Below are 19,918 nucleotides of genomic sequence, written 5' to 3'. Positions count from 1 at the left end.
CCACGGTACAGCCCCCTTGCCCGCCATGGCTGATGCCGCCTAGGGTCTGGCCATGGCCGACACACTGATCATCACGCTTGCACAACTCAACCAAAGGGTTGGCGACCTTGCCGCCAACGCCGCCGCGATGCTGGAGGTGCGGGCAAAGGCCCCGCGCAGCGACCTGATCGTCTTTCCGGAAATGCAGCTGATCGGCTATCCGCCCGAAGACCTGATCCTGAAACCCGCGCTGATCGAACGCGCGGCGGTGGAACTGGAACAGCTGGCGCGCGCCACCGCCGATGGCGGCCCGGCGATGCTGGTGGGATCGGTGTTCGTGCGCGACGGCGCGCTGCACAACGGCGTGGCGCTGCTCGATGGCGGCAAGATCGTGGCCACGCGCTTCAAGTACGAGCTGCCCAACTATGGCACGTTCGACGAAAAGCGCCTGTTCCTGCCCGGCCCGCTGCCCGAACCGGTGCCGTTTCGCGGCGCCGTTCTGGGCCTGCCGATCTGCGAGGATATCTGGCATCCCGACGTGTGCCGCCACCTGGCGCAGCTAGGCGCGGAAATCTTCCTCTGCGTCAACGGCAGCCCTTACGAGATCGACAAGGACGTGCTGCGCATCGATGGCGTGGCGAAGCGCCGCGCGATCGATACCGGCATTCCGCTCGCCTATGTCAACCGCGTCGGCGGGCAGGACGAGGTGGTATTCGATGGCGCCAGCTTCGTCGTCGGCCCGGAAGGCGCGCTGTGGGCGCAGCTTCCCGAATGGGAAGAGGCCGTGGTCGAAACGGTGTGGAACAAGGTGCCGTTCGGCAACGGCCACCGCTGGCGCTGCCAGGCAGCCGAGGTGGCCGAGCCGACCGAGCATCCCGAAGACATCTATTGCGCCATGGTCATGGCGCTGCGCGACTATGTGAACAAGAATCGCTTTCCCGGCGTGCTGCTCGGGCTTTCCGGCGGGATCGATTCGGCGCTCTGCGCCGCGATCGCGGTCGATGCGCTGGGTGCCGATCGGGTGTGGTGCGTGATGCTGCCCAGCCGCTATACCAGCCAGGCAAGCCTGGACGATGCCGCAGGCTGTGCCCAGATGCTGGGCGTGCGGCTCGATACCGTGCCGATCGCCCCAGCGGTGGACGGCTTTACCGATATGCTCAGCCCCCTGTTTGCCGGGCGAGAGCCCGACCTGACCGAAGAGAACCTGCAATCGCGCATCCGCGGCACCACGCTGATGGCCCTGTCCAACAAGTTCGGGCCGATGCTGGTCACCACCGGCAACAAGAGCGAGATGAGCGTGGGCTATGCCACCATCTATGGTGACATGAACGGCGGCTACAATCCGCTCAAGGACGCCTACAAGACCACCGTCTTTGCCCTCTCGCGCTGGCGCAACGAACACCGCCCGCGCATCGGCATGGGACCGGACGGGCCGGTGATGCCCGAGCGGATCATCACCAAGCCACCCAGCGCAGAACTGCGCCCCGACCAGAAGGACGAGGATTCGCTGCCGCCCTATGACGTGCTCGATGCCATCCTGCTGGGCCTGGTCGAGCACGAAAAGAGCGTATCGCAGATCACCGCCGAAGGGTTCGAGCGCGCCACGGTGGAGCGCATCGAGCGGCTGCTGCACCTGGCCGAGTACAAGCGGCGCCAGGCCCCGCCGGGGGTGAAGCTGGGCATGCGCAATTTCGGGCGCGATCGGCGCTATCCGATCACGCAGGGCTTCCGTACGGCCTGACATCTTTTCGCGCGATGTTTGCAAACGCCGGCTGCCCCTGGGGTGGCCGGCGTTTGTTGTTGCGCTCAAGCGTGCCATTTTTGCGAATGATTCGCATTGACGACGCGGAGCCACCGCCGTACGCTGCGAATCGTTCTCAAAAAGGAGTGCCGCTCTTGTCCACTTCGACCACTGCATCGGCCGCGGCCACGATTGCCGCGTTGGCCCGCCCCCAGGATGTGCGGGCACTGTCCCTGACAGCTCTGCACGTGGTCATGGCCATGCGCCTGTCGGCCATGTTCGAGCGCGCGGGGCGCGACCCTATCCCCGACCTGGCGCAACGCTATCGCAGCATCGAGACCGCCGCCGCGGTCCATGCGCTGGTGCGCCGGGTGATCCGCACCTGGCCCGAACGCTTCCTCGTCAACCGTCCGTGCCAGCTTACCATGACGCCCGACGAGGCAACTCTGGCGGCCATGGTGCGCCATGCCCTGCTGGCCGATAACGAGGGTTTTGCCGGCATGCTGCACGGGTTCGTCAGGGTCGACCGGCAGGACGGCCTCTACCACGCCACCCAACACGCGGCCGCGCTGCTGTCAGGACGCAGCGCGTAACCGCGTGCCCGTTCCGTGCCGGCACTCCCCCGGCGCTGCGGTGCCCCGCTCCTGCCCTGGCAGCGCCGGAAGCCGGCCCGGAACGGGCCTCTTTTTTACGAACATAGAACGCGCTGGGGCAGCTTTCCCTGTCTTGGGCATCGACTATGGCGCCGTAATCTTTTTCACACGAAGCCACGAAGCCACGAAGCCACGAAGGAAGAAGGGTGACGTTCTGGCTGCGCCAGTCTTTCCTTTCTTCGTGTCTTCGTGGCTTCGTGTGAAAAAATCCACGCAGCTTCGCAGCACACACACACTCACACACCAGGGCCAAACAAAAACCCCGCCGGTTGCCCGACGGGGTTCTTGCTGTTTGCGTTGACCGCAGCGCGGCGAGGATCAGTCCTCGTCGCCCTTGATCAGGTAATCGGCCGCATCAGCGTCGGTGCCGTGGGTTTCCCCTTCGACCGAGGCGAGCGGATCGTCGCCGATCGCGGCTTCGGGGCCCTGGGCCAGTTCGGCGGCATGCTCTTCAGCGGCGGTGCGCGGCGCGATGAGGGCTTCCTGAAGGCGACGGTTGGCGGCGCGAAGGGCGGCGTCGCGGCTGTTGGCCGCCACGCGCATGCGGTTCATGCCAGCGCCGGTGCCGGCGGGGATGAGACGGCCGACGATGACGTTTTCCTTGAGGCCGATCAGGCTGTCGCGCTTTCCTTCGACCGCCGCCTGCGTGAGCACGCGGGTGGTTTCCTGGAACGACGCGGCAGAGATGAACGAACGCGTCTGCAGCGAAGCCTTGGTGATGCCGAGCAGCACCGGCTTGCCTTCCGCGAGGCGCGAGCCCCCCGGCATCTTGGCGTTGGTTTCGTTCATTTCCTCAAGGTCAACCTGCTCACCCGGCAGCAGGGTGGTGTCACCGCCATCGGTGATTTCCACCTTCTGCAGCATCTGGCGAACGATCACCTCGATGTGCTTGTCGTTGATCTTCACGCCCTGCAAGCGATAGACTTCCTGGATTTCCGCGACGAGGTATTCCGCCAGGGCCTCAACACCGAGAACCTCGAGAATGTCGTGCGGATCGGGCGAGCCCGAGATCAGGTTGTCGCCCTTCTTGACGTAGTCGCCTTCCTGGACGTCGATCACCTTGGACTTGGGGATCAGGTACTCGACCGGTTCGCCTTCTTCCGGGATGATCGCGATCTTCCGCTTCGCCTTGTAGTCGCGGATGAACTCGATGCGGCCCGAGATCTTGGCGATGATCGCGTTGTCCTTGGGCTTGCGCGCTTCGAACAGCTCGGCCACGCGCGGCAGACCGCCCGTGATGTCGCGGGTCTTGGCGGCTTCGCGGCTGGCGCGGGCCAGCACGTCACCGGCCTGGACTTCCTGGCCGTCTTCCACCGACAGGGTCGTGCCCGGCGCCATCATGTAGCGCGCGGTTTCACCCGAGGCGTCGTCGAGCAGGGTCAGGCGCGGACGCAGGTCTTCCTTCTTGGCGCGGCCACCGGCACGGTTTTCGGTGACGACGCGCTGGGCAATACCCGTCGCTTCGTCGACCTGTTCCGTCAGGGTGCGGCCGTCGATCAGGTCCTGATAGCGCACGATACCGGGCTTTTCCGTGATCACCGGCAGGGTAAACGGGTCCCACTCGGCCAGGCGCTGGCCCTGGGCCACCGTCGCACCGTTTTCGTGCAGCAGGTGGGTACCATAGGGCACGCGGTGCATGGCGCGTTCGCGACCATCGGTGTCCATGATCACGATTTCGCCGTTGCGGGCGAGCGACAGGCGGCGGTTGCGGCTGTCGGTGATCGTCGGGATGTCGCGATAGTGCACGGTACCGTCGCAGATCGATTCGAGGTGCGACTGTTCGTTGACCTGCGCGGCGCCACCGATGTGGAACGTACGCATGGTCAGCTGCGTGCCGGGTTCACCGATCGACTGGGCAGCGATGACGCCAACCGCTTCACCGATGTTCACCGGCGTACCGCGGGCAAGGTCACGGCCATAGCAGGTGCCGCACACGCCCTGGGGCGCTTCGCAGATCAGCGGCGAGCGGATGCGCGCCGACTGGACACCAGCCGCTTCGATCCGGGCGATCGCGGCTTCGTCAAGCAGCGTGCCCTTTTCGCAGATCACGTTGCCGGTCTTCGCCTCGATCATGTCTTCGGCCAGGGTACGGCCGAGGATGCGTTCGCCCAGCGAGGCGATGGTGGCGCCGCCCTGGACGATCGCGCGCATTTCCAGCGCCCGCTCGGTCCCGCAGTCGTTCACCGTCACCACGCAGTCCTGCGACACGTCGACCAGACGGCGGGTCAGGTAACCCGAGTTCGCCGTCTTGAGCGCGGTATCGGCCAGGCCCTTACGAGCGCCGTGGGTCGAGTTGAAGTATTCAAGGACGGTCAGGCCTTCCTTGAAGTTCGAGATGATCGGCGTTTCGATGATTTCGCCCGAAGGCTTGGCCATCAGACCGCGCATCCCGGCCAGCTGCTTCATCTGGGTTGGCGAACCACGCGCGCCCGAGTGGCTCATCATGTAGATCGAGTTGATCGGCTTTTCACGGCCGTGCTCGTCGCTCGGCGTGGCGCGGATCTCGTCCATCATGGCGTTGGCCACCTGGTCGCCGCAACGGCTCCAGGCGTCGATCACCTTGTTGTACTTTTCCTGCTGGGTGATCAGGCCGTCCTGGTACTGCTGTTCGTAGTCGGCGACGAGTTCCTTCGTCTCGGCCACGAAAGCGTCCTTGGTCGCCGGGATGATCATGTCGTCCTTGCCGAACGAGATGCCCGCCTTGAACGCGTTGCGGAAGCCCAGGCTCATGATCGCGTCGGCGAAAAGGACAGTCTCCTTCTGGCCGGTGTGGCGATAGACCTGGTCGATGACGTCGGCGATTTCCTTCTTCGTCAGCAGGCGGTTGACCAGCTCGAAGGGCACGGTGTGGCTCTTGGGCAGGCACTCGCCGATCAGCATGCGACCGGGCGTGGTTTCATACCGCTTGAGATAGGACTTCCCGTTCTCGTCGGTCTGCGGCACGCGCGCCACGATCTTGGTGTGCATGGTCACCGCGCCGGCAAACAGCGCCTGGTGCACTTCGGCCATGTCGGCCAGCAGCATGCCTTCGCCCGGCTCGCCCTTGCGGTCCATCGACAGGTAATAGAGGCCCAGCACCATGTCCTGCGAAGGCACGATGATCGGCTTGCCGTTGGCGGGCGAGAGGATGTTGTTGGTCGACATCATCAGCACGCGCGCTTCGAGCTGGGCTTCCAGCGAAAGCGGCACGTGGACGGCCATCTGGTCGCCGTCGAAGTCGGCGTTGAAGGCCGAGCAGACGAGCGGGTGCAGCTGGATCGCCTTGCCTTCGATCAGCACGGGTTCGAACGCCTGGATGCCCAGACGGTGCAGCGTGGGCGCACGGTTGAGCATGACCGGGTGTTCGCGGATCACTTCGTCCAGGATGTCCCAGACTTCCTTGCGTTCCTTTTCCACCCACTTCTTGGCCTGCTTCAGGGTCATCGACAGACCCTTGGCGTCAAGCCGCGCATAGATGAACGGCTTGAACAGCTCGAGCGCCATCTTCTTGGGCAGGCCGCACTGGTGCAGCTTGAGTTCCGGGCCGGTCACGATGACCGAACGGCCCGAATAGTCGACGCGCTTGCCGAGCAGGTTCTGACGGAAGCGGCCCTGCTTGCCCTTGAGCATGTCGGACAGCGACTTGAGCGGACGCTTGTTGGCGCCGGTGATCACGCGGCCACGGCGGCCGTTGTCGAACAGCGCGTCAACCGCTTCCTGCAGCATGCGCTTTTCGTTGCGTACGATGATGTCGGGTGCGCGCAGCTCGATCAGGCGCTTCAGGCGGTTGTTGCGGTTGATGACGCGACGATAGAGGTCGTTCAAGTCCGAGGTGGCGAAGCGGCCACCGTCGAGCGGCACCAGCGGGCGCAGTTCGGGCGGAATGACCGGCACCACGTCGAGGATCATCCATTCCGGGCGGTTGCCGGAATCGATGAACGATTCCACCACCTTGAGGCGCTTGATGATCTTCTTGGGCTTGAGTTCCGACTTGGTCTCGGACAGCTCCTTGAGCAGGTCTTCGCGCTCCTGGACCATGTCGAGGTCCATGAGCATGTGCTTGACCGCCTCGGCGCCGATGCCGGCCGAAAAGGCGTCTTCGCCATATTCGTCCTGCGCGTCGAGCAGTTCGTCTTCGGTCAGCAGCTGGTAGCGTTCAAGCGGGGTGATGCCCGGCTCGATGACCACGTAGCTTTCGAAGTAGAGGATGCGTTCGAGCTGCTTGAGCTGCATGTCGAGCAGCAGGCCGATGCGCGAGGGCAGCGACTTCAAGAACCAGATGTGCGCAACCGGCGCGGCCAGTTCGATGTGGCCCATGCGCTCGCGGCGCACCTTGGTCACGGTCACTTCGACGCCGCACTTTTCGCAGACGACGCCCTTGTACTTCATGCGCTTGTACTTGCCGCACAGGCACTCGTAGTCCTTCACGGGACCGAAGATGCGGGCGCAGAACAGGCCGTCACGTTCGGGCTTGAACGTGCGGTAGTTGATGGTTTCCGGCTTCTTGATTTCGCCGAAGGACCAGCTGCGGATGCGCTCGGGCGACGCCAGACCGATCTGGATCTGGTCGAAGGTTTCGGGCTTGGGCAGCTGGTTGGTGAATTTCGTCAGGTCGTTCATTGCGTGATCCTCACTGGGAGGGAAACTCTGTGCATGCGGCAGGCCGGTGCGGCGGCGGAGCATGTCCGCCGCCGCACCACGACCGGCTTATTCGGCTGCCTCGGCCAGGCCATCGTCGTCTTCGGTCTCGTCGATCGACGAGAGTTCGACGTTGAGACCCAGGCTGCGCATTTCCTTGACCAGCACGTTGAAGCTTTCGGGAATGCCGGCCTCGAAGGTGTCGTCACCCTTGACGATCGCTTCATAGACCTTGGTACGGCCGACAACGTCGTCGGACTTGACCGTGAGCATTTCCTGCAGCGTGTAGGCCGCGCCATAGGCCTGGAGCGCCCAGACCTCCATTTCCCCGAAGCGCTGACCACCGAACTGGGCCTTACCGCCCAGCGGCTGCTGGGTGACGAGGCTGTAGGGGCCGATCGAACGGGCGTGGATCTTGTCGTCCACCAAGTGGTGCAGCTTGAGCACGTACTTGCAGCCAACGGTGACCTTGCGGTCGAACGCCTCGCCGGTGCGGCCGTCGAACAGCGTGACCTGGCCCGATTCATCGAGCCCGGCCTTGCGCAGCATGGCGGTCACATCGGCTTCCACCGCGCCGTCGAACACCGGCGAACCCATCGGCACGCCTTGGCGCACGTTCTGGGCCAGCTCGACGATTTCGGCATCGCTGCGGGCCTTGATCTCTTCGGCGTAGTTGTCGCCATAGATATCGACCAGCAGTTCGCGCACCGCTTCGGGCGGCTCGCCCGCCTGCGGATCGGGATTGGCTTCGCGCCAGGCGTCGAGCGCCGCCCCGATCTTGTGGCCCAGGCCGCGTGCGGCCCAGCCCAGGTGGGTTTCGAAGATCTGCCCGACGTTCATGCGCGAGGGCACGCCCAGCGGGTTGAGCACGAAATCGACCGGGGTGCCGTCTTCCAGGAAGGGCATGTCTTCCTGCGGCAGGATGCGGCTGATGATGCCCTTGTTGCCGTGACGGCCGGCCATCTTGTCGCCCGGCTGCAGCTTGCGCTTCACCGCGACGAAGACCTTGACCATCTTGAGCACGCCCGGCGCCAGTTCGTCACCGCGCTCCAGCTTTTCCTTGCGGTCCTCGAACTTCTCCTGGATCGCCTTGATCGCCGTGTCGTACTGGCCCTTGGTCGCTTCCAGCTGCTGCTGGCGCGCATCGTCGGCCACGGCGAACTTCCACCATTCGTGACGTTCCACATCGGCCAGCAGCTGCTCGTCGATGTCGACACCCTTCTTGATGCCCTTGGGCGCGGCCGTGGCCACCTGGCCCAGCAGCATGTCCTTCAGGCGGTTGAAGGTGGCACGGTTGAGAATGGCGCGTTCGTCTTCGCGGTCCTTGGCGAGGCGTTCGATTTCCTCGTTCTGGATGGCGCGGGTACGGTCGTCGATCTCGATGCCGTGGCGGTTGAACGTGCGCACGTCCACGATCGTGCCCGAAACGCCCGGCGGCAGACGCAGCGAGGTATCGCGCACGTCGGACGCCTTTTCACCGAAGATCGCGCGCAGCAGCTTTTCTTCCGGCGTCATCGGGGATTCGCCCTTGGGCGTGATCTTGCCGACGAGGATATCACCGGGGTGCACTTCGGCGCCCACATAGACGATGCCCGCTTCGTCGAGGTTGCGCAGCGCTTCCTCGCCCACGTTGGGGATGTCGCGGGTGATGTCTTCGGGCCCGAGCTTGGTGTCGCGGGCCATGACTTCGAATTCCTCGATGTGGATCGAGGTGAAGACGTCTTCCTTGACGATGCGCTCGCTGATCAGGATCGAGTCTTCGTAGTTGTAGCCGTTCCAGGGCATGAACGCGACGAGCACGTTACGGCCCAGCGCCAGCTCGCCGAACTCGGTCGAGGGACCGTCAGCCAGGATATCGCCCTTTTCGACGATATCGCCCACGCTCACCAGCGGGCGCTGGTTGATGCAGGTGGACTGGTTGGAGCGTTCGAACTTCTGCAGGGTGTAGATGTCCACGCCCGACTTGCCCGGTTCAACGTCGCCGGTCACGCGGATCACGATACGGGTCGCGTCCACCTGGTCGACAATGCCGCCGCGCAGCGCGGCAATCGCGGCGCCCGAATCGCGCGCCACGGTGCCTTCCATGCCGGTGCCCACGAACGGCGCATCGGCCTTGACCAGCGGCACCGCCTGGCGCTGCATGTTCGAGCCCATCAGCGCGCGGTTGGCGTCGTCGTTTTCCAGGAACGGAATGAGCGAGGCGGCCACCGAGACGAGCTGCTTGGGGCTGACGTCCATCAGCGTCACGGTTTCGCGCGGCGCCATGACGAATTCGCCGTTCTGACGGGCCGAGACCAGTTCTTCCACGAACGAGCCATCGGCCGTGGTTTCGGCCGAAGCCTGCGCCACCGTGTGCTTCTGCTCTTCCATGGCCGAGAGATAGACCACTTCGGACGAGACCTTGCCGTCGAGCACCTTGCGGTACGGCGTTTCGATGAAGCCGTACTTGTTGACGCGGGCGAAGGTCGAGAGCGAGTTGATCAGACCGATGTTGGGCCCTTCGGGCGTTTCAATCGGGCAGATACGACCATAGTGCGTGGGGTGAACGTCGCGCACTTCGAAGCCGGCGCGCTCACGCGTCAAGCCACCCGGCCCGAGGGCCGAAACGCGACGCTTGTGCGTCACTTCCGACAGCGGGTTGGTCTGGTCCATGAACTGCGACAGCTGCGAGGAGCCGAAGAATTCACGCACCGCGGCCACCGCCGGCTTGGCGTTGATCAGGTCGTTGGGCATCACGGTCGACACGTCGACCGAGCTCATGCGTTCCTTGACCGCACGTTCCATGCGCAGCAGGCCGACGCGATACTGGTTTTCCAGCAGCTCGCCCACCGAACGCACGCGACGGTTGCCAAGGTTGTCGATGTCGTCGACTTCGCCCTTGCCGTCCTTGAGGTTCACCAGTTCCTTGACCACGGCGAGGATATCGTCGGTGCGCAGGGTGGTGATGGTGTCCGGGCAATCCAGGCCCAGGCGCATGTTGAGCTTCACGCGGCCCACGGCCGAGAGGTCGTAGCGGTCAGCATCGAAGAACAGGCCGTCGAACAGCGCTTCGGCGGTTTCGCGCGTCGGCGGTTCGCCGGGGCGCATGACGCGATAGATATCGGCCAGCGCGTGGTCGCGATCTTCGGCCTTGTCGGCCTTCATCGTGTTGCGGATCCACGGGCCGGTGCTGACGTGGTCGATGTCGAGCAGGTCGAGCTGGTCCACCCCGGCGCGGTCGAGCACGTCGAGGTTTTCGGGGCCGACTTCATCGCCCGCTTCGATCCAGATGCGGCCGGTCGATTCGTCGATCAGGTCCTTGGCGGCATAGCGGCCAAAGATTTCCTCGGTCGGGATCAGCAGCGACTGCAGGCCGTCCTTGGCCGCCTTGTTGGCAGCGCGCGGGCTGATCTTCTGGCCAGCGGCAAACACCACTTCGCCCGAAGCGGCATCGACGATGTCGAACGTCGGCTTGGCACCGCGCCACTGGTCGAGCACGAAGGGCACCTTCCAGCCGCCCTCGGCGCGCACCCAGGTAACCTTGTTGTAGAAGTGGTCGAGGATCTGCTCGCCATTGAGGCCCAGGGCATAGAGCAGCGCGGTGACCGGCAGCTTGCGCTTGCGGTCGATACGCACGTTGACGATGTCCTTGGCGTCGAATTCGAAATCGAGCCACGAGCCGCGATAGGGGATGACGCGCGCGGCAAACAGGTACTTGCCCGAAGAGTGCGTCTTGCCACGGTCATGGTCGAACAGCACGCCCGGCGAACGGTGCATCTGCGACACGATCACGCGCTCGGTGCCGTTGATGATGAAGGTGCCGTTGTCGGTCATGAGCGGGATATCGCCCATGTAGACGTCCTGCTCCTTGATATCGATGAGGCTCTTGGTCTCGGTCTCGGCGTCCACTTCAAACGTGGCGAGCTTGAGCGTGACCTTCATCGGCGCGGCGTAAGTGATGCCGCGCTGGCGGCATTCGTTCACGTCGTACTTGGGCGCTTCGAGCACATAGCCGTCACGCTCCTTGATATCGAGCGAGGCGGTGCCGGCGAAGTCCTGGATCGGGAACACCGAGCGCAGGGTCTTTTCCAGGCCCGAGACATAGCCGGTCGACGGATCGGAGCGGAGGAACTGCTCGTACGATTCGCGCTGAACCTCGATCAGGTTCGGCATCTGCACGACTTCGTGAATGTCACCGAAGATCTTGCGGATGCGCTTCTTCAGACCGGCGCGGACTGGAGCCTTGGTTGCCATAGGAGGTGAATGCCTCTTTGCTTGTCACGAGCCGGCCAAAACCGGCGGAAATCTGCCATGCGCGGCGGGTGGCACGGCACAAACGCAAACAAGGCCACGGGGCACCGCACACCCTTCCCGGATGCCCGTGGCCCGCAGCCTTCGCGTTGTACCGATGCCCGCTGCTTCCTTCCTTGAGCCTTCCCCCGCGCATGGGAAAGCCTTGCTCGAAACAGCAGGTGTTGGATCGCCATATAGGAGCACCGCCCTGCAAAGTCAAAGGCCGGCCGGGCAAGAGCAGCCCGATGCGGCGACGCGATGCCCCTCCCGGCCGGCAGCGCCCGACGACACGGCGCGGGGAATTGTAATTAATTCTAAAATGCGCCTGTTTCTCCGCACAAACCACTACCAGGATGGAGCAAAAGTTTGCGTTCTGTTTACCGTGACCGCATAGGCATGGCGCACCGCAGGACGCACATCGCGCTGGTTTGCGCGCTGTTGCCTCGTGCCTATTGCCCTAGCCGCGAGTTTCATGGACGATCGATTCGCCTTTATCTTGCCGGTCATGCAGGTTGCCTTCGGCATTGCCGCCGTCCTGGCGGGGCGCTGGCGAGTCTCCAGCGCGGGCTGGTGGGCGGGCGGATTCCTCGCCAGCGCTGCCGGCTTTGCCATGCCGGCACTTACTTTCCTGATGCCCGAAGGCGGCCGGGCCGTGCTGGCCTCGGGATTGTTTGCAGCAGCGTTTCTCTGTTTCGGCCAGGCGATGGGCGAACACTTCGGCCTGCGCCCCAGCCATATCTCGCTCCGCCTGGGAATCGCGGCCCTGTCGGTAATGGCAAGCGCCTGGGGCGTGATGAGCGACAGCTTGCGCCTGCACCTGGCCGCATCGGACGCGGGCTGCGCGCTGCTCATGGCAGTGCCGCTGCTGGCGGCGCGCGGGCGCACGCGGCGCAGCGGGGATCGCGCGCTGATCGTGGTCAGCTGGGTGGTCGTGGCCGATGCCGGCCTGCGCGCCGCTGCCATTCGCTGGCTGGCGAGTGGCGGCCTTGGCGACTTTGCCACCAGCCCTTACGCCTTTGTCTATCAGATCACCGGCTCGCTGATCGGCGTGGCCTTTGCCATGGCGGCGCTCGCCTCGGTGATGATCGGCGTGCTGATGCGCTATCGCGACTGGGCGATCTGCGATCCCCTCACCGGCCTGCTCAACCGCCGCGGGTTTGACGAGGCGCTGGCCGGGCGCAGCGCCCACGAAAAGAGCCACGCCGCCGTGATCGCCTGCGACATCGATCACTTCAAGGCCGTGAACGACCAGTTCGGCCATCATCGCGGCGATGAAGTGATTGCTCTCCTGGCCAACGCGATCGATGCGCATCTGCCCGCACGGGCCTTTGCCGCGCGCTTTGGCGGAGAGGAGTTCGTGGTCTATCTGCCACAGGGCGCGCTGGCCTTGGCGGGGGGCCTGGCTGGCACCGGTGCGGTTGGCACGGCGGCAGACCTGGCCGAAACGGTGCGCCGCGATTTTGCCCAGCGCGTGCAGCGCCTGCTCGGCCGCGATTTTGCCGTCACCGCCAGCTTTGGCATCTCGGCCATGTCGCCAGGCGAAGTCATGCTCGATGCCGCGCTGCGCCGCGCCGACCAGGCGCTGTACCAGGCCAAGAGTGCGGGACGGAACTGCTGCGTGGTCAAACCCGCCCTGGCTGGCCAGCCCGCCTTGCACCTGCCGCGCCATGGCAGCAGCGCCACGCTGCACGCCTGACGCGACACTCCTGCTTGACTGCGTGTCCGCGTCTGCTATGGGCCGCACCCGAGTGGCGGACCTGGTCCCCCGCTCATCCGTCCGAGACCGTCGGCGCCGGGGTTTGCCCAGGCTTAATTTCCGACCTAGGCGGGGAAAAGAGATTTCACGGCCGCACGCTTCGTTTTCGGATCGTGGCGCCCACCGCACTGGCCATGGCCGGCGCGCAACCTCCTTCCCTTGTCGAACGGACTCGCCCCAGGTCGCTTGCGGCCCGGGACAAACGTAGCCGGCTGCAGGGGGCTTTGCCCCAGGCAGCCATTGTGAAGGAGTAAGGCATGGATCGTTCGCAAAAAGCCGAATCGGTCGCTTTCCTCAACGAACTCGTGAGCGGTTCGGGGGCGGTTATCGTCACTCGCAACCTCGGCATGACGGTGGCCCAGTCCACTGCCCTGCGCACGAAGATTCGTGAGGCCGGTGCGACCTACAAGGTTGCGAAGAACCGTCTTGCCAAGCTTGCCATCCAGGGCACCGATTACGAAGGCATTGGTGAATTTTTCACCGGGCCGACCGCCATCGCTGCCTCGGCTGATCCCGTCGCCGCCGCCAAGGTGATCGTCGAGTTCGCCAAGACCACCGACAAGATTGAAATCGTCGGTGGCGGGATGGGTTCGCAGGTTCTCAGCCCCGATGGTGTCAAGGCCCTGGCCACGATGCCCTCGCTCGATGAACTGCGTGCCAAGCTTATCGGTCTCATCCAGGCTCCGGCCACGAAGATCGCCCAGCTCACCACCGCTCCGGCGGCGAAGCTGGCTCGCGTCTTCAACGCCTATGCCGAGAAGGATGCGGCCTGAGCCGGTTCAAACGACTTTTGCCCGTGCGCACCGCATGCCGCGGACGCCGGGCGCCACATATTAACGGAGTGAAACATCATGGCCGATATCGCCAAGCTCGTTGAAGAACTGTCGCAGCTCACCGTTCTCGAAGCTGCTGACCTCGCCAAGGCTCTTGAAGAAGCATGGGGCGTAAGCGCCGCTGCTGCCGTGGCCGTGGCCGCTGCCCCCGCCGGTGAAGCTGCTCCGGCTGCTGAAGAAAAGACCGAATTCGACGTCATCCTGACCGGCGACGGCGGCAAGAAGATCCAGGTCATCAAGGAAGTCCGCGCGATCACCTCGCTCGGCCTGACCGAAGCCAAGGCCCTGGTCGAAGGCGCGCCGAAGGCTGTCAAGGAAGGCGTGTCGAAGGCTGAAGCCGAAGACATCAAGAAGAAGATCGAAGAAGCCGGCGGCACCGTCGAAATCAAGTAATCTTCTTCGGGTTCTTCCCGACGAAATGGAGAAAGGGCGGGCCGCAAGGCTCGCCCTTTTTTCGTTGCCGGTCATGCCCCTCCACCACCGCTTCGCGGCGGTTCCCCTCCCCGCCTTTGGCAGGGAGGATCTTCAGATCCTCCCCATATCGTGGGGAGGTAGCAGGCCCAGAGGGCCTGGCGGAGGGGCTTTTTCCCGAACCGCAACCTTTTCAGGCGCAATTCAGGTTCAGGCGCGCTAGGCCCTGCCGCATGCCCACCCGCCAATTCCGCAAGCCGCTGGCCGCCGCCAGAAACCTGCAACCGCGCATCGCCGCCCTGGGCGGCGCGCTGGCCCTGGGGATTGCGGCCATCCTGTTTGCCCGCGCCGGCGAGGCGGTGCAGGGACTGTTCACCCGGATCGTCACGGCCCATCCGCTCGTGCCAATCGTGCTGACCCCGGCGATCTTCGTGGTCGTCACCTGGGCCACGCGCACGCGTTGGCCGGCCGCCCGCGGATCGGGCATTCCCCAGGTCATGGCCGCAGCCGAAGCGCCCGATCATCCCGTGATGGCGCCGCTGCTGTCGATGCGCACCGCGCTCGCCAAGGTGGCCGGAACGCTGGCCATGCTGCTGGGCGGGGCATCGGTGGGACGCGAAGGGCCGACCGTGCAGTTGAGCGCGGCGATCATGGTGGCGGTGCACAAGTTCTTGCGCGTGCCGGTGGGTGCCGGCGTGATCATCGCTGGCGGCGCGGCGGGTGTTGCCGCTGCCTTCAACACCCCGCTGGCCGGGGTGGCCTTCGCGATCGAAGAACTGGCCTCGGCCTTCGAGCAGCGCCTGGCGCTGCTGGTCATGCTGGCAGTGATGACCGCAGGCCTGGTCAGCCTGGGATTGTCTGGCGATTACATCTATTTCGGCGCGATGAGCCAGCACGTGCCGATCGTGCCGGCGATGGTGGCCGCGCTCGGCTGCGGGGTGGCTGGCGGCCTTGCCGGTGGCGTGTTTGCCCGCGTGCTGAGTGGTTTTGGCAATATCGACCATGGCTGGATCGGCGCCCTGCGCGCACGGCCGGTAGCGCTGGCGGCCGGGCTGGGCCTGATCGTCGCGGTGGTTGGCGTCGCCACCCAAGGCCTTGGCCCCGGTGGCCTGGCCTGGGGCACCGGCTATGGCACCACGCGCGGGCTGCTGTCGGGCGCGGAAACCTCGCTGTGGTTCGGGCCGGCCAAGTTCGTCACCTCGCTGGCCACGGCCTTGAGCGGCGCGCCCGGCGGCATCTTTGCCCCATCGCTGTCGGTTGGCGCCGGGCTGGGCCAGCTGGTCAGCACGCTGTTTCCGCCAGACTATTCGGGCGCCGTGGCGATGCTGGGCATGATCGCCTATTTCGCCGGGGTGACGCGCGCGCCGCTGACCGCCGTGATCATCGTCATGGAAATGACCGCCGACCGCGCAATGATCCTGCCACTGTTTGCCGCCGCGCTGGTGGCCGACCAGGTAAGCGCGCAGATCTGCCCGGAAAAGCTCTATCACGCGCTGAGCCATCCTTTCCGCGCGCCCGAAAAGGCGCACTGAGTTTTCCTTTCCCCGGCGCCGCCCAATCCCTATGGGCGGTGGCATGACCGTCGCCACTACCCTGCCCACTTCACCCGATCTGGCCGGGCCGCACGCCACGTCTGAATGGCGCGAGATGCTGCGCCTGGCTGCGCCGCTGGTCGGGGCAAACCTGTTGCAGATGGCCGTGTTCGCCGTCGACGTGCTGTTCGTGGCGCGCCTGGGGGCAGAGGCGCTGGCCGCGTCATCGCTGGCGGTATCGATCTTTGGCCTGCTGATCTGGAGCCTGACCGGGCTGGTCGGCGCGACCTCTCCGCTGATCGCGGCGGAACTGGGCCGCCGCCGCCATGCCGTGCGCGAGGTGCGCCGCACCGTGCGCATGGGTGCGTGGGTGGGCGTGCTCGCGGCCGTGGTGGCCATGGCGCTGTGCCAGCTGGGTGGGCCGCTGCTGCGCGCCACCGGGCAGAGCGAAGCGGTGGTGGTGCGCGCCGTGCCGTTCCTGGCCGTGCTGTCGCTGGCCTGCGTGCCGGCGGTGCTTTCCTCCCTACTGCGCACGGTCGTTTCCACGCTGGGCCGCCCCGGCATTGGCACGGCGATCACCGCGCTGGCCGTGGTGGTCAATGGCACTGGCAACTGGATCTTCGTCTATGGTCACGCCGGGATGCCGGCGCTGGGGCTGATGGGTTCGGCCTGGTCGAGCGTGGTGACGAGCAGCGCGATGCTGGCGGCCTATGGCCTGGTGCTGCGGTTCGACCGGCGGCTGCACCGCTATCACCTGCTCGGCCGCTGGTGGCGCGCGGAATGGCGCCGCTTTGCCGATGTGTGGAAGATCGGCCTGCCGATCTGCGCCACGATCGTGGCCGAAGCCGGACTGTTCAACGGCGCGGCTCTGTTGATCGGGCGCATCGGCGAAGTGCAGCTGGCGGCCCATACCGTGGCGATGCAACTGGCGGGCATGACCTTCCAGGTGCCGTTCGGCCTGGGCCAGGCCGCCACGATTCGCGTCGGCCTGGCCTATGGCGCGCGCGACCATGCCGGCATCGCCCGTGCCGGATGGACCGCCCTGGCGATGAGCGTGGGCTTCATGGGCACGATGGCCGCCGTGATGCTTGCCATTCCCCGGCTGATCCTGGGTCTGTACATCGATGTGGGCGATCCGGCCAATGCCGCGCTGGTGGGCTATGCCCTGCAATTCCTGATCGTGGCGGCCGCATTCCAGCTGTTCGATGGCGCGCAGGCCACCTGCGGCGCGGTGCTGCGCGGGCTGCAGGATACCCGCGTGCCGATGACCATTGCCATGTTCGGCTATTGGGTGCCGGGCCTGCTCACGGCCATCGGCCTTGGGCTTTATACTCCGCTGGGTGGGATGGGCGTGTGGCTGGGCCTGATGGCCGGGCTGGTCTGCGTGGCGGCGCTACTGATCTGGCGCTGGCATCGCCGCGATCGGCTGGGCCTGCTGCCCTGATCAGCCGGCCGCATTCGCCCCGTGGCGATTCTGGCGCGTAGCAACGCACGACACGCCAAAACGAAACAAAGAATCTGTAGCTGCCCCCTTGACGCTGGCGGGCGGCGCCACCCATATGCGCCCCGCTGGCACTCTCGAGGTGAGAGTGCCAGCGCAGATTTCGTAAGCCAATTCTGATTGGAAGAGGGAGCAACCCATGACTTTCCGTCCGCTGCACGACCGCGTGCTGGTGCGCCGCGTCGAAGCCGAGGAAAAGACCGCCGGCGGGATCATCATCCCCGACAGCGCCAAGGAAAAGCCCGCTGAAGGCGAAATCGTTGCCGTTGGCACCGGTTCGCGCGCCGAAAACGGCACGATCACCCCGCTCGACGTCAAGGTCGGCGATCGCGTGCTGTTCGGCAAGTGGTCGGGCACCGAAGTGAAGGTGTCGGGCGAAGACCTGCTGATCATGAAGGAATCGGACATCCTGGGCGTGATCGGCTGATCACCCGATTTTTCCGAATTTCCATTTCCCGTATTCAAAGGAACTGAGCAATGGCTGCCAAGGACGTACGCTTTTCGCGCGACGCGCGCGAACGCATTCTCAAGGGCGTCGACATTCTCGCCGATGCCGTGAAGGTTACGCTCGGCCCCAAGGGCCGCAACGTCGTGATCGACAAGAGCTTCGGCGCGCCGCGCATCACCAAGGACGGTGTCTCGGTCGCCAAGGAAATCGAACTCAAGGACAAGTTCGAGAACATGGGCGCCCAGATGCTGCGCGAAGTGGCATCGAAGGCCAACGACAAGGCCGGTGACGGCACCACCACCGCCACCGTGCTGGCCCAGGCCATCGTGCGCGAAGGCATGAAGTCGGTTGCCGCCGGCATCAACCCGATGGACCTCAAGCGCGGCATCGATCTGGCCGTGATCAAGGTTGTCGAAAACCTCAAGTCGCGTTCGACCCCGGTTGCCGGTTCGTCGGAAATCGCCCAGGTCGGCATCATCTCGGCCAACGGTGACGTGGAAGTCGGCGAAAAGATCGCCGAAGCCATGGAAAAGGTCGGCAAGGAAGGCGTGATCACCGTGGAAGAGGCCAAGGGCCTCGAATTCGAACTCGATGTCGTCGAAGGCATGCAGTTCGACCGCGGCTACCTCTCGCCCTACTTCATCACCAATCCCGAAAAGATGGTGGTGGAACTCGAAAACCCCTACATCCTGATCCACGAGAAGAAGCTCTCGTCGCTGCAGTCGCTGCTGCCGATCCTGGAAGCCGTGGTGCAGTCGGGCCGTCCGCTGCTGATCATCGCCGAAGACATCGAAGGCGAAGCGCTGGCCACCCTGGTGGTCAACAAGCTGCGCGGTGGCCTCAAGATCGCCGCCGTCAAGGCGCCGGGCTTCGGTGACCGTCGCAAGGCCATGCTGGGCGACATCGCCACGCTGACCGCTGGCGAAATGATCTCGGAAGACCTCGGCATCAAGCTCGAAACCGTGACGCTGGGCATGCTGGGCCAGGCCAAGAAGGTCACGATCGACAAGGACAACACCACGATCGTCGACGGCGCCGGTGCGGCCGAAGACATCAAGGGCCGTGTCGAGCAGATCCGCGCGCAGATCGAAGTCACCACTTCGGACTATGACCGCGAAAAGCTGCAGGAACGCCTGGCCAAGCTGGCTGGCGGCGTTGCCGTGATCAAGGTTGGCGGTGCCACCGAAGTTGAAGTCAAGGAACGCAAGGACCGCGTTGACGACGCCCTCCACGCCACCCGCGCTGCGGTGGAAGAAGGCATCGTGACCGGCGGTGGCACGGCTCTGCTCTATGCCACGCGCGCTCTCGAAGGCCTCACCGGTGCCAACGAAGACCAGACCCGCGGCATCGACATCGTCCGCAAGGCGATCACCGCCCCGGTCAAGCAGATCGCTGAAAACGCCGGCAGCGATGGCGCCGTCGTGGCGGGCAAGCTGCTCGACCAGGCCGACGAAGGCATCGGCTTCAACGCCGCGACCGACGTCTATGAAAACCTCAAGGCTGCTGGCGTGATCGACCCGACCAAGGTCGTGCGCACGGCGCTGCAGGATGCGGCCTCGGTCGCCGGCCTGCTGATCACCACCGAAGCGGCGATCAGCGAACGTCCGGACGACAAGCCGGCCCCGGCCGGCATGCCTGGCGGCATGGGCGGCATGGGCGGCATGGACTTCTAAGTCCACGCCAACCGCTTGGAAAAATGGGAAGGGCCGCTTGGGAAACCAGGCGGCCCTTTTCCTGTTGTCGGCCCGCCCGGGCAGTGCCATCGGACGGGAACCGCCATCGGCGTGGGGGAGTTTGCACAAACGATGAAATTCTCTCGATGGTTCGTTGGCTCAGGCTTGCTGGGCTGGGCAACGATTGGCCTGGTCGGCCACGCCCTTTATCGCCGCGCCCTGGCCCGCAACCCGGTGGCCCTGCTTGATGCAGCAGACCTGGCGCTGCGCGGCGGCCGGAGTGGCATCGCCTGCCAGGCGGAGGCCCGCTTTGGCCCCGATCCACAGCAGCGCCTGGAAGTCTATGCCCCGCCCGGCACCGCGCCCGATGCGCGGCTGCCGGTGGTGGTCTTCATCCACGGCGGTGCCTGGGACAGCGGCCGGCCGCAGGACTATCGCTTCATGGCGCGCAGCCTGATCGGCGCGATGGCGCCACAGGGCTGCGTCGTGGTGCTGGCCGGCT

General features: G+C 65.2%; 11 protein-coding genes and 1 pseudogene. 10 read left to right on the top strand and 2 right to left on the bottom strand.

Going from position 1 to position 19,918, the window contains the following annotated elements:
• The first annotated feature begins 52 nt into the window (after positions 1-52).
• Both H926_RS0111840 and H926_RS27090 read left to right on the top strand, forming a co-directional pair.
• On the top strand, positions 53-1,720 hold the full coding sequence (locus H926_RS0111840; protein WP_022676494.1) for an NAD+ synthase: 1,668 nt from the start codon (positions 53-55) through the stop codon (positions 1,718-1,720).
• 146 nt (positions 1,721-1,866) lie between these two features.
• Entirely contained in the window at positions 1,867-2,313 is a 447-nt protein-coding gene (locus H926_RS27090; RefSeq protein ID WP_022676493.1) for a hypothetical protein, read from the top strand.
• A 378-nt stretch (positions 2,314-2,691) separates the two neighbouring features.
• Here the strand turns inward: H926_RS27090 and rpoC are convergent, their stop codons facing one another.
• Both rpoC and rpoB read right to left on the bottom strand, forming a co-directional pair.
• The gene (gene rpoC / locus H926_RS0111830) at positions 2,692-6,972 is read right to left on the bottom strand and encodes a DNA-directed RNA polymerase subunit beta' (RefSeq protein ID WP_022676492.1); all 4,281 of its coding nucleotides are present in this window, start codon (positions 6,970-6,972) and stop codon (positions 2,692-2,694) included.
• A gap of 87 nt (positions 6,973-7,059) precedes the next feature.
• Positions 7,060-11,223 carry a DNA-directed RNA polymerase subunit beta gene (gene rpoB / locus H926_RS0111825; protein ID WP_022676491.1) on the bottom strand — a complete coding sequence of 1,388 codons (4,164 nt, stop codon included), beginning with the start codon at positions 11,221-11,223 and terminating at the stop codon, positions 7,060-7,062.
• Positions 11,224-11,734: 511 nt separating this feature from the next.
• On the opposite strand from rpoB, the gene H926_RS27085 reads away from it, so the two are divergent.
• The 8 genes and pseudogenes from H926_RS27085 to H926_RS33260 all read left to right on the top strand — a co-directional run.
• Positions 11,735-12,958 (top strand): diguanylate cyclase, encoded by a 1,224-nt coding sequence (locus H926_RS27085; RefSeq protein ID WP_022676490.1) that lies wholly within the window; start codon positions 11,735-11,737, stop codon positions 12,956-12,958.
• A gap of 317 nt (positions 12,959-13,275) precedes the next feature.
• Positions 13,276-13,791, top strand: coding sequence for a 50S ribosomal protein L10 (rplJ, locus tag H926_RS0111815; RefSeq protein ID WP_022676489.1), 516 nt, complete (start codon positions 13,276-13,278; stop codon positions 13,789-13,791).
• Positions 13,792-13,869: 78 nt separating this feature from the next.
• Positions 13,870-14,244, top strand: a complete 375-nt coding sequence (gene rplL, locus H926_RS0111810; RefSeq protein WP_022676488.1) for a 50S ribosomal protein L7/L12 — start codon at positions 13,870-13,872, stop codon at positions 14,242-14,244.
• A 251-nt stretch (positions 14,245-14,495) separates the two neighbouring features.
• Positions 14,496-15,794, top strand: a complete 1,299-nt coding sequence (locus tag H926_RS27080) for a chloride channel protein (protein WP_022676487.1) — start codon at positions 14,496-14,498, stop codon at positions 15,792-15,794.
• A gap of 43 nt (positions 15,795-15,837) precedes the next feature.
• Positions 15,838-17,238, top strand: a complete 1,401-nt coding sequence (locus H926_RS0111800; protein ID WP_051146347.1) for an MATE family efflux transporter — start codon at positions 15,838-15,840, stop codon at positions 17,236-17,238.
• Positions 17,239-17,434: 196 nt separating this feature from the next.
• A complete protein-coding gene (gene groES, locus H926_RS0111795; protein ID WP_022676485.1) occupies positions 17,435-17,722 on the top strand; it encodes a co-chaperone GroES in 288 nt (95 codons plus the stop codon).
• A 50-nt stretch (positions 17,723-17,772) separates the two neighbouring features.
• Complete coding sequence (gene groL, locus H926_RS0111790; RefSeq protein WP_022676484.1) at positions 17,773-19,416, top strand: chaperonin GroEL; 1,644 nt, start codon at positions 17,773-17,775, stop codon at positions 19,414-19,416.
• A 132-nt stretch (positions 19,417-19,548) separates the two neighbouring features.
• Positions 19,549-19,918, top strand: a pseudogene (locus H926_RS33260) (carboxylesterase family protein); the annotation flags it as partial.

Origin of the sequence: Novosphingobium sp. B-7 (assembly GCF_000410615.1) — a bacterium.
GTDB classification, from domain to species: Bacteria; Pseudomonadota; Alphaproteobacteria; order Sphingomonadales; family Sphingomonadaceae; genus Novosphingobium; species Novosphingobium capsulatum.
This window is presented reverse-complemented; position numbering and strand designations above follow the sequence as displayed.

Bases quoted from the DNA above. Each gene is read 5' to 3' on its own strand.
- H926_RS0111840 (WP_022676494.1), top strand. From the start codon at position 53: ATGGCCGACACACTGATCATCACGCTTGCACAACTCAACCAAAGGGTT.
- rpoC (WP_022676492.1), bottom strand. From the start codon at position 6,972: ATGAACGACCTGACGAAATTCACCAACCAGCTGCCCAAGCCCGAAACC.
- rpoB (WP_022676491.1), bottom strand. From the start codon at position 11,223: ATGGCAACCAAGGCTCCAGTCCGCGCCGGTCTGAAGAAGCGCATCCGC.
- H926_RS27085 (WP_022676490.1), top strand. From the start codon at position 11,735: ATGGACGATCGATTCGCCTTTATCTTGCCGGTCATGCAGGTTGCCTTC.
- rplJ (WP_022676489.1), top strand. From the start codon at position 13,276: ATGGATCGTTCGCAAAAAGCCGAATCGGTCGCTTTCCTCAACGAACTC.
- rplL (WP_022676488.1), top strand. From the start codon at position 13,870: ATGGCCGATATCGCCAAGCTCGTTGAAGAACTGTCGCAGCTCACCGTT.
- H926_RS27080 (WP_022676487.1), top strand. From the start codon at position 14,496: ATGCCCACCCGCCAATTCCGCAAGCCGCTGGCCGCCGCCAGAAACCTG.
- H926_RS0111800 (WP_051146347.1), top strand. From the start codon at position 15,838: ATGACCGTCGCCACTACCCTGCCCACTTCACCCGATCTGGCCGGGCCG.
- groES (WP_022676485.1), top strand. From the start codon at position 17,435: ATGACTTTCCGTCCGCTGCACGACCGCGTGCTGGTGCGCCGCGTCGAA.
- groL (WP_022676484.1), top strand. From the start codon at position 17,773: ATGGCTGCCAAGGACGTACGCTTTTCGCGCGACGCGCGCGAACGCATT.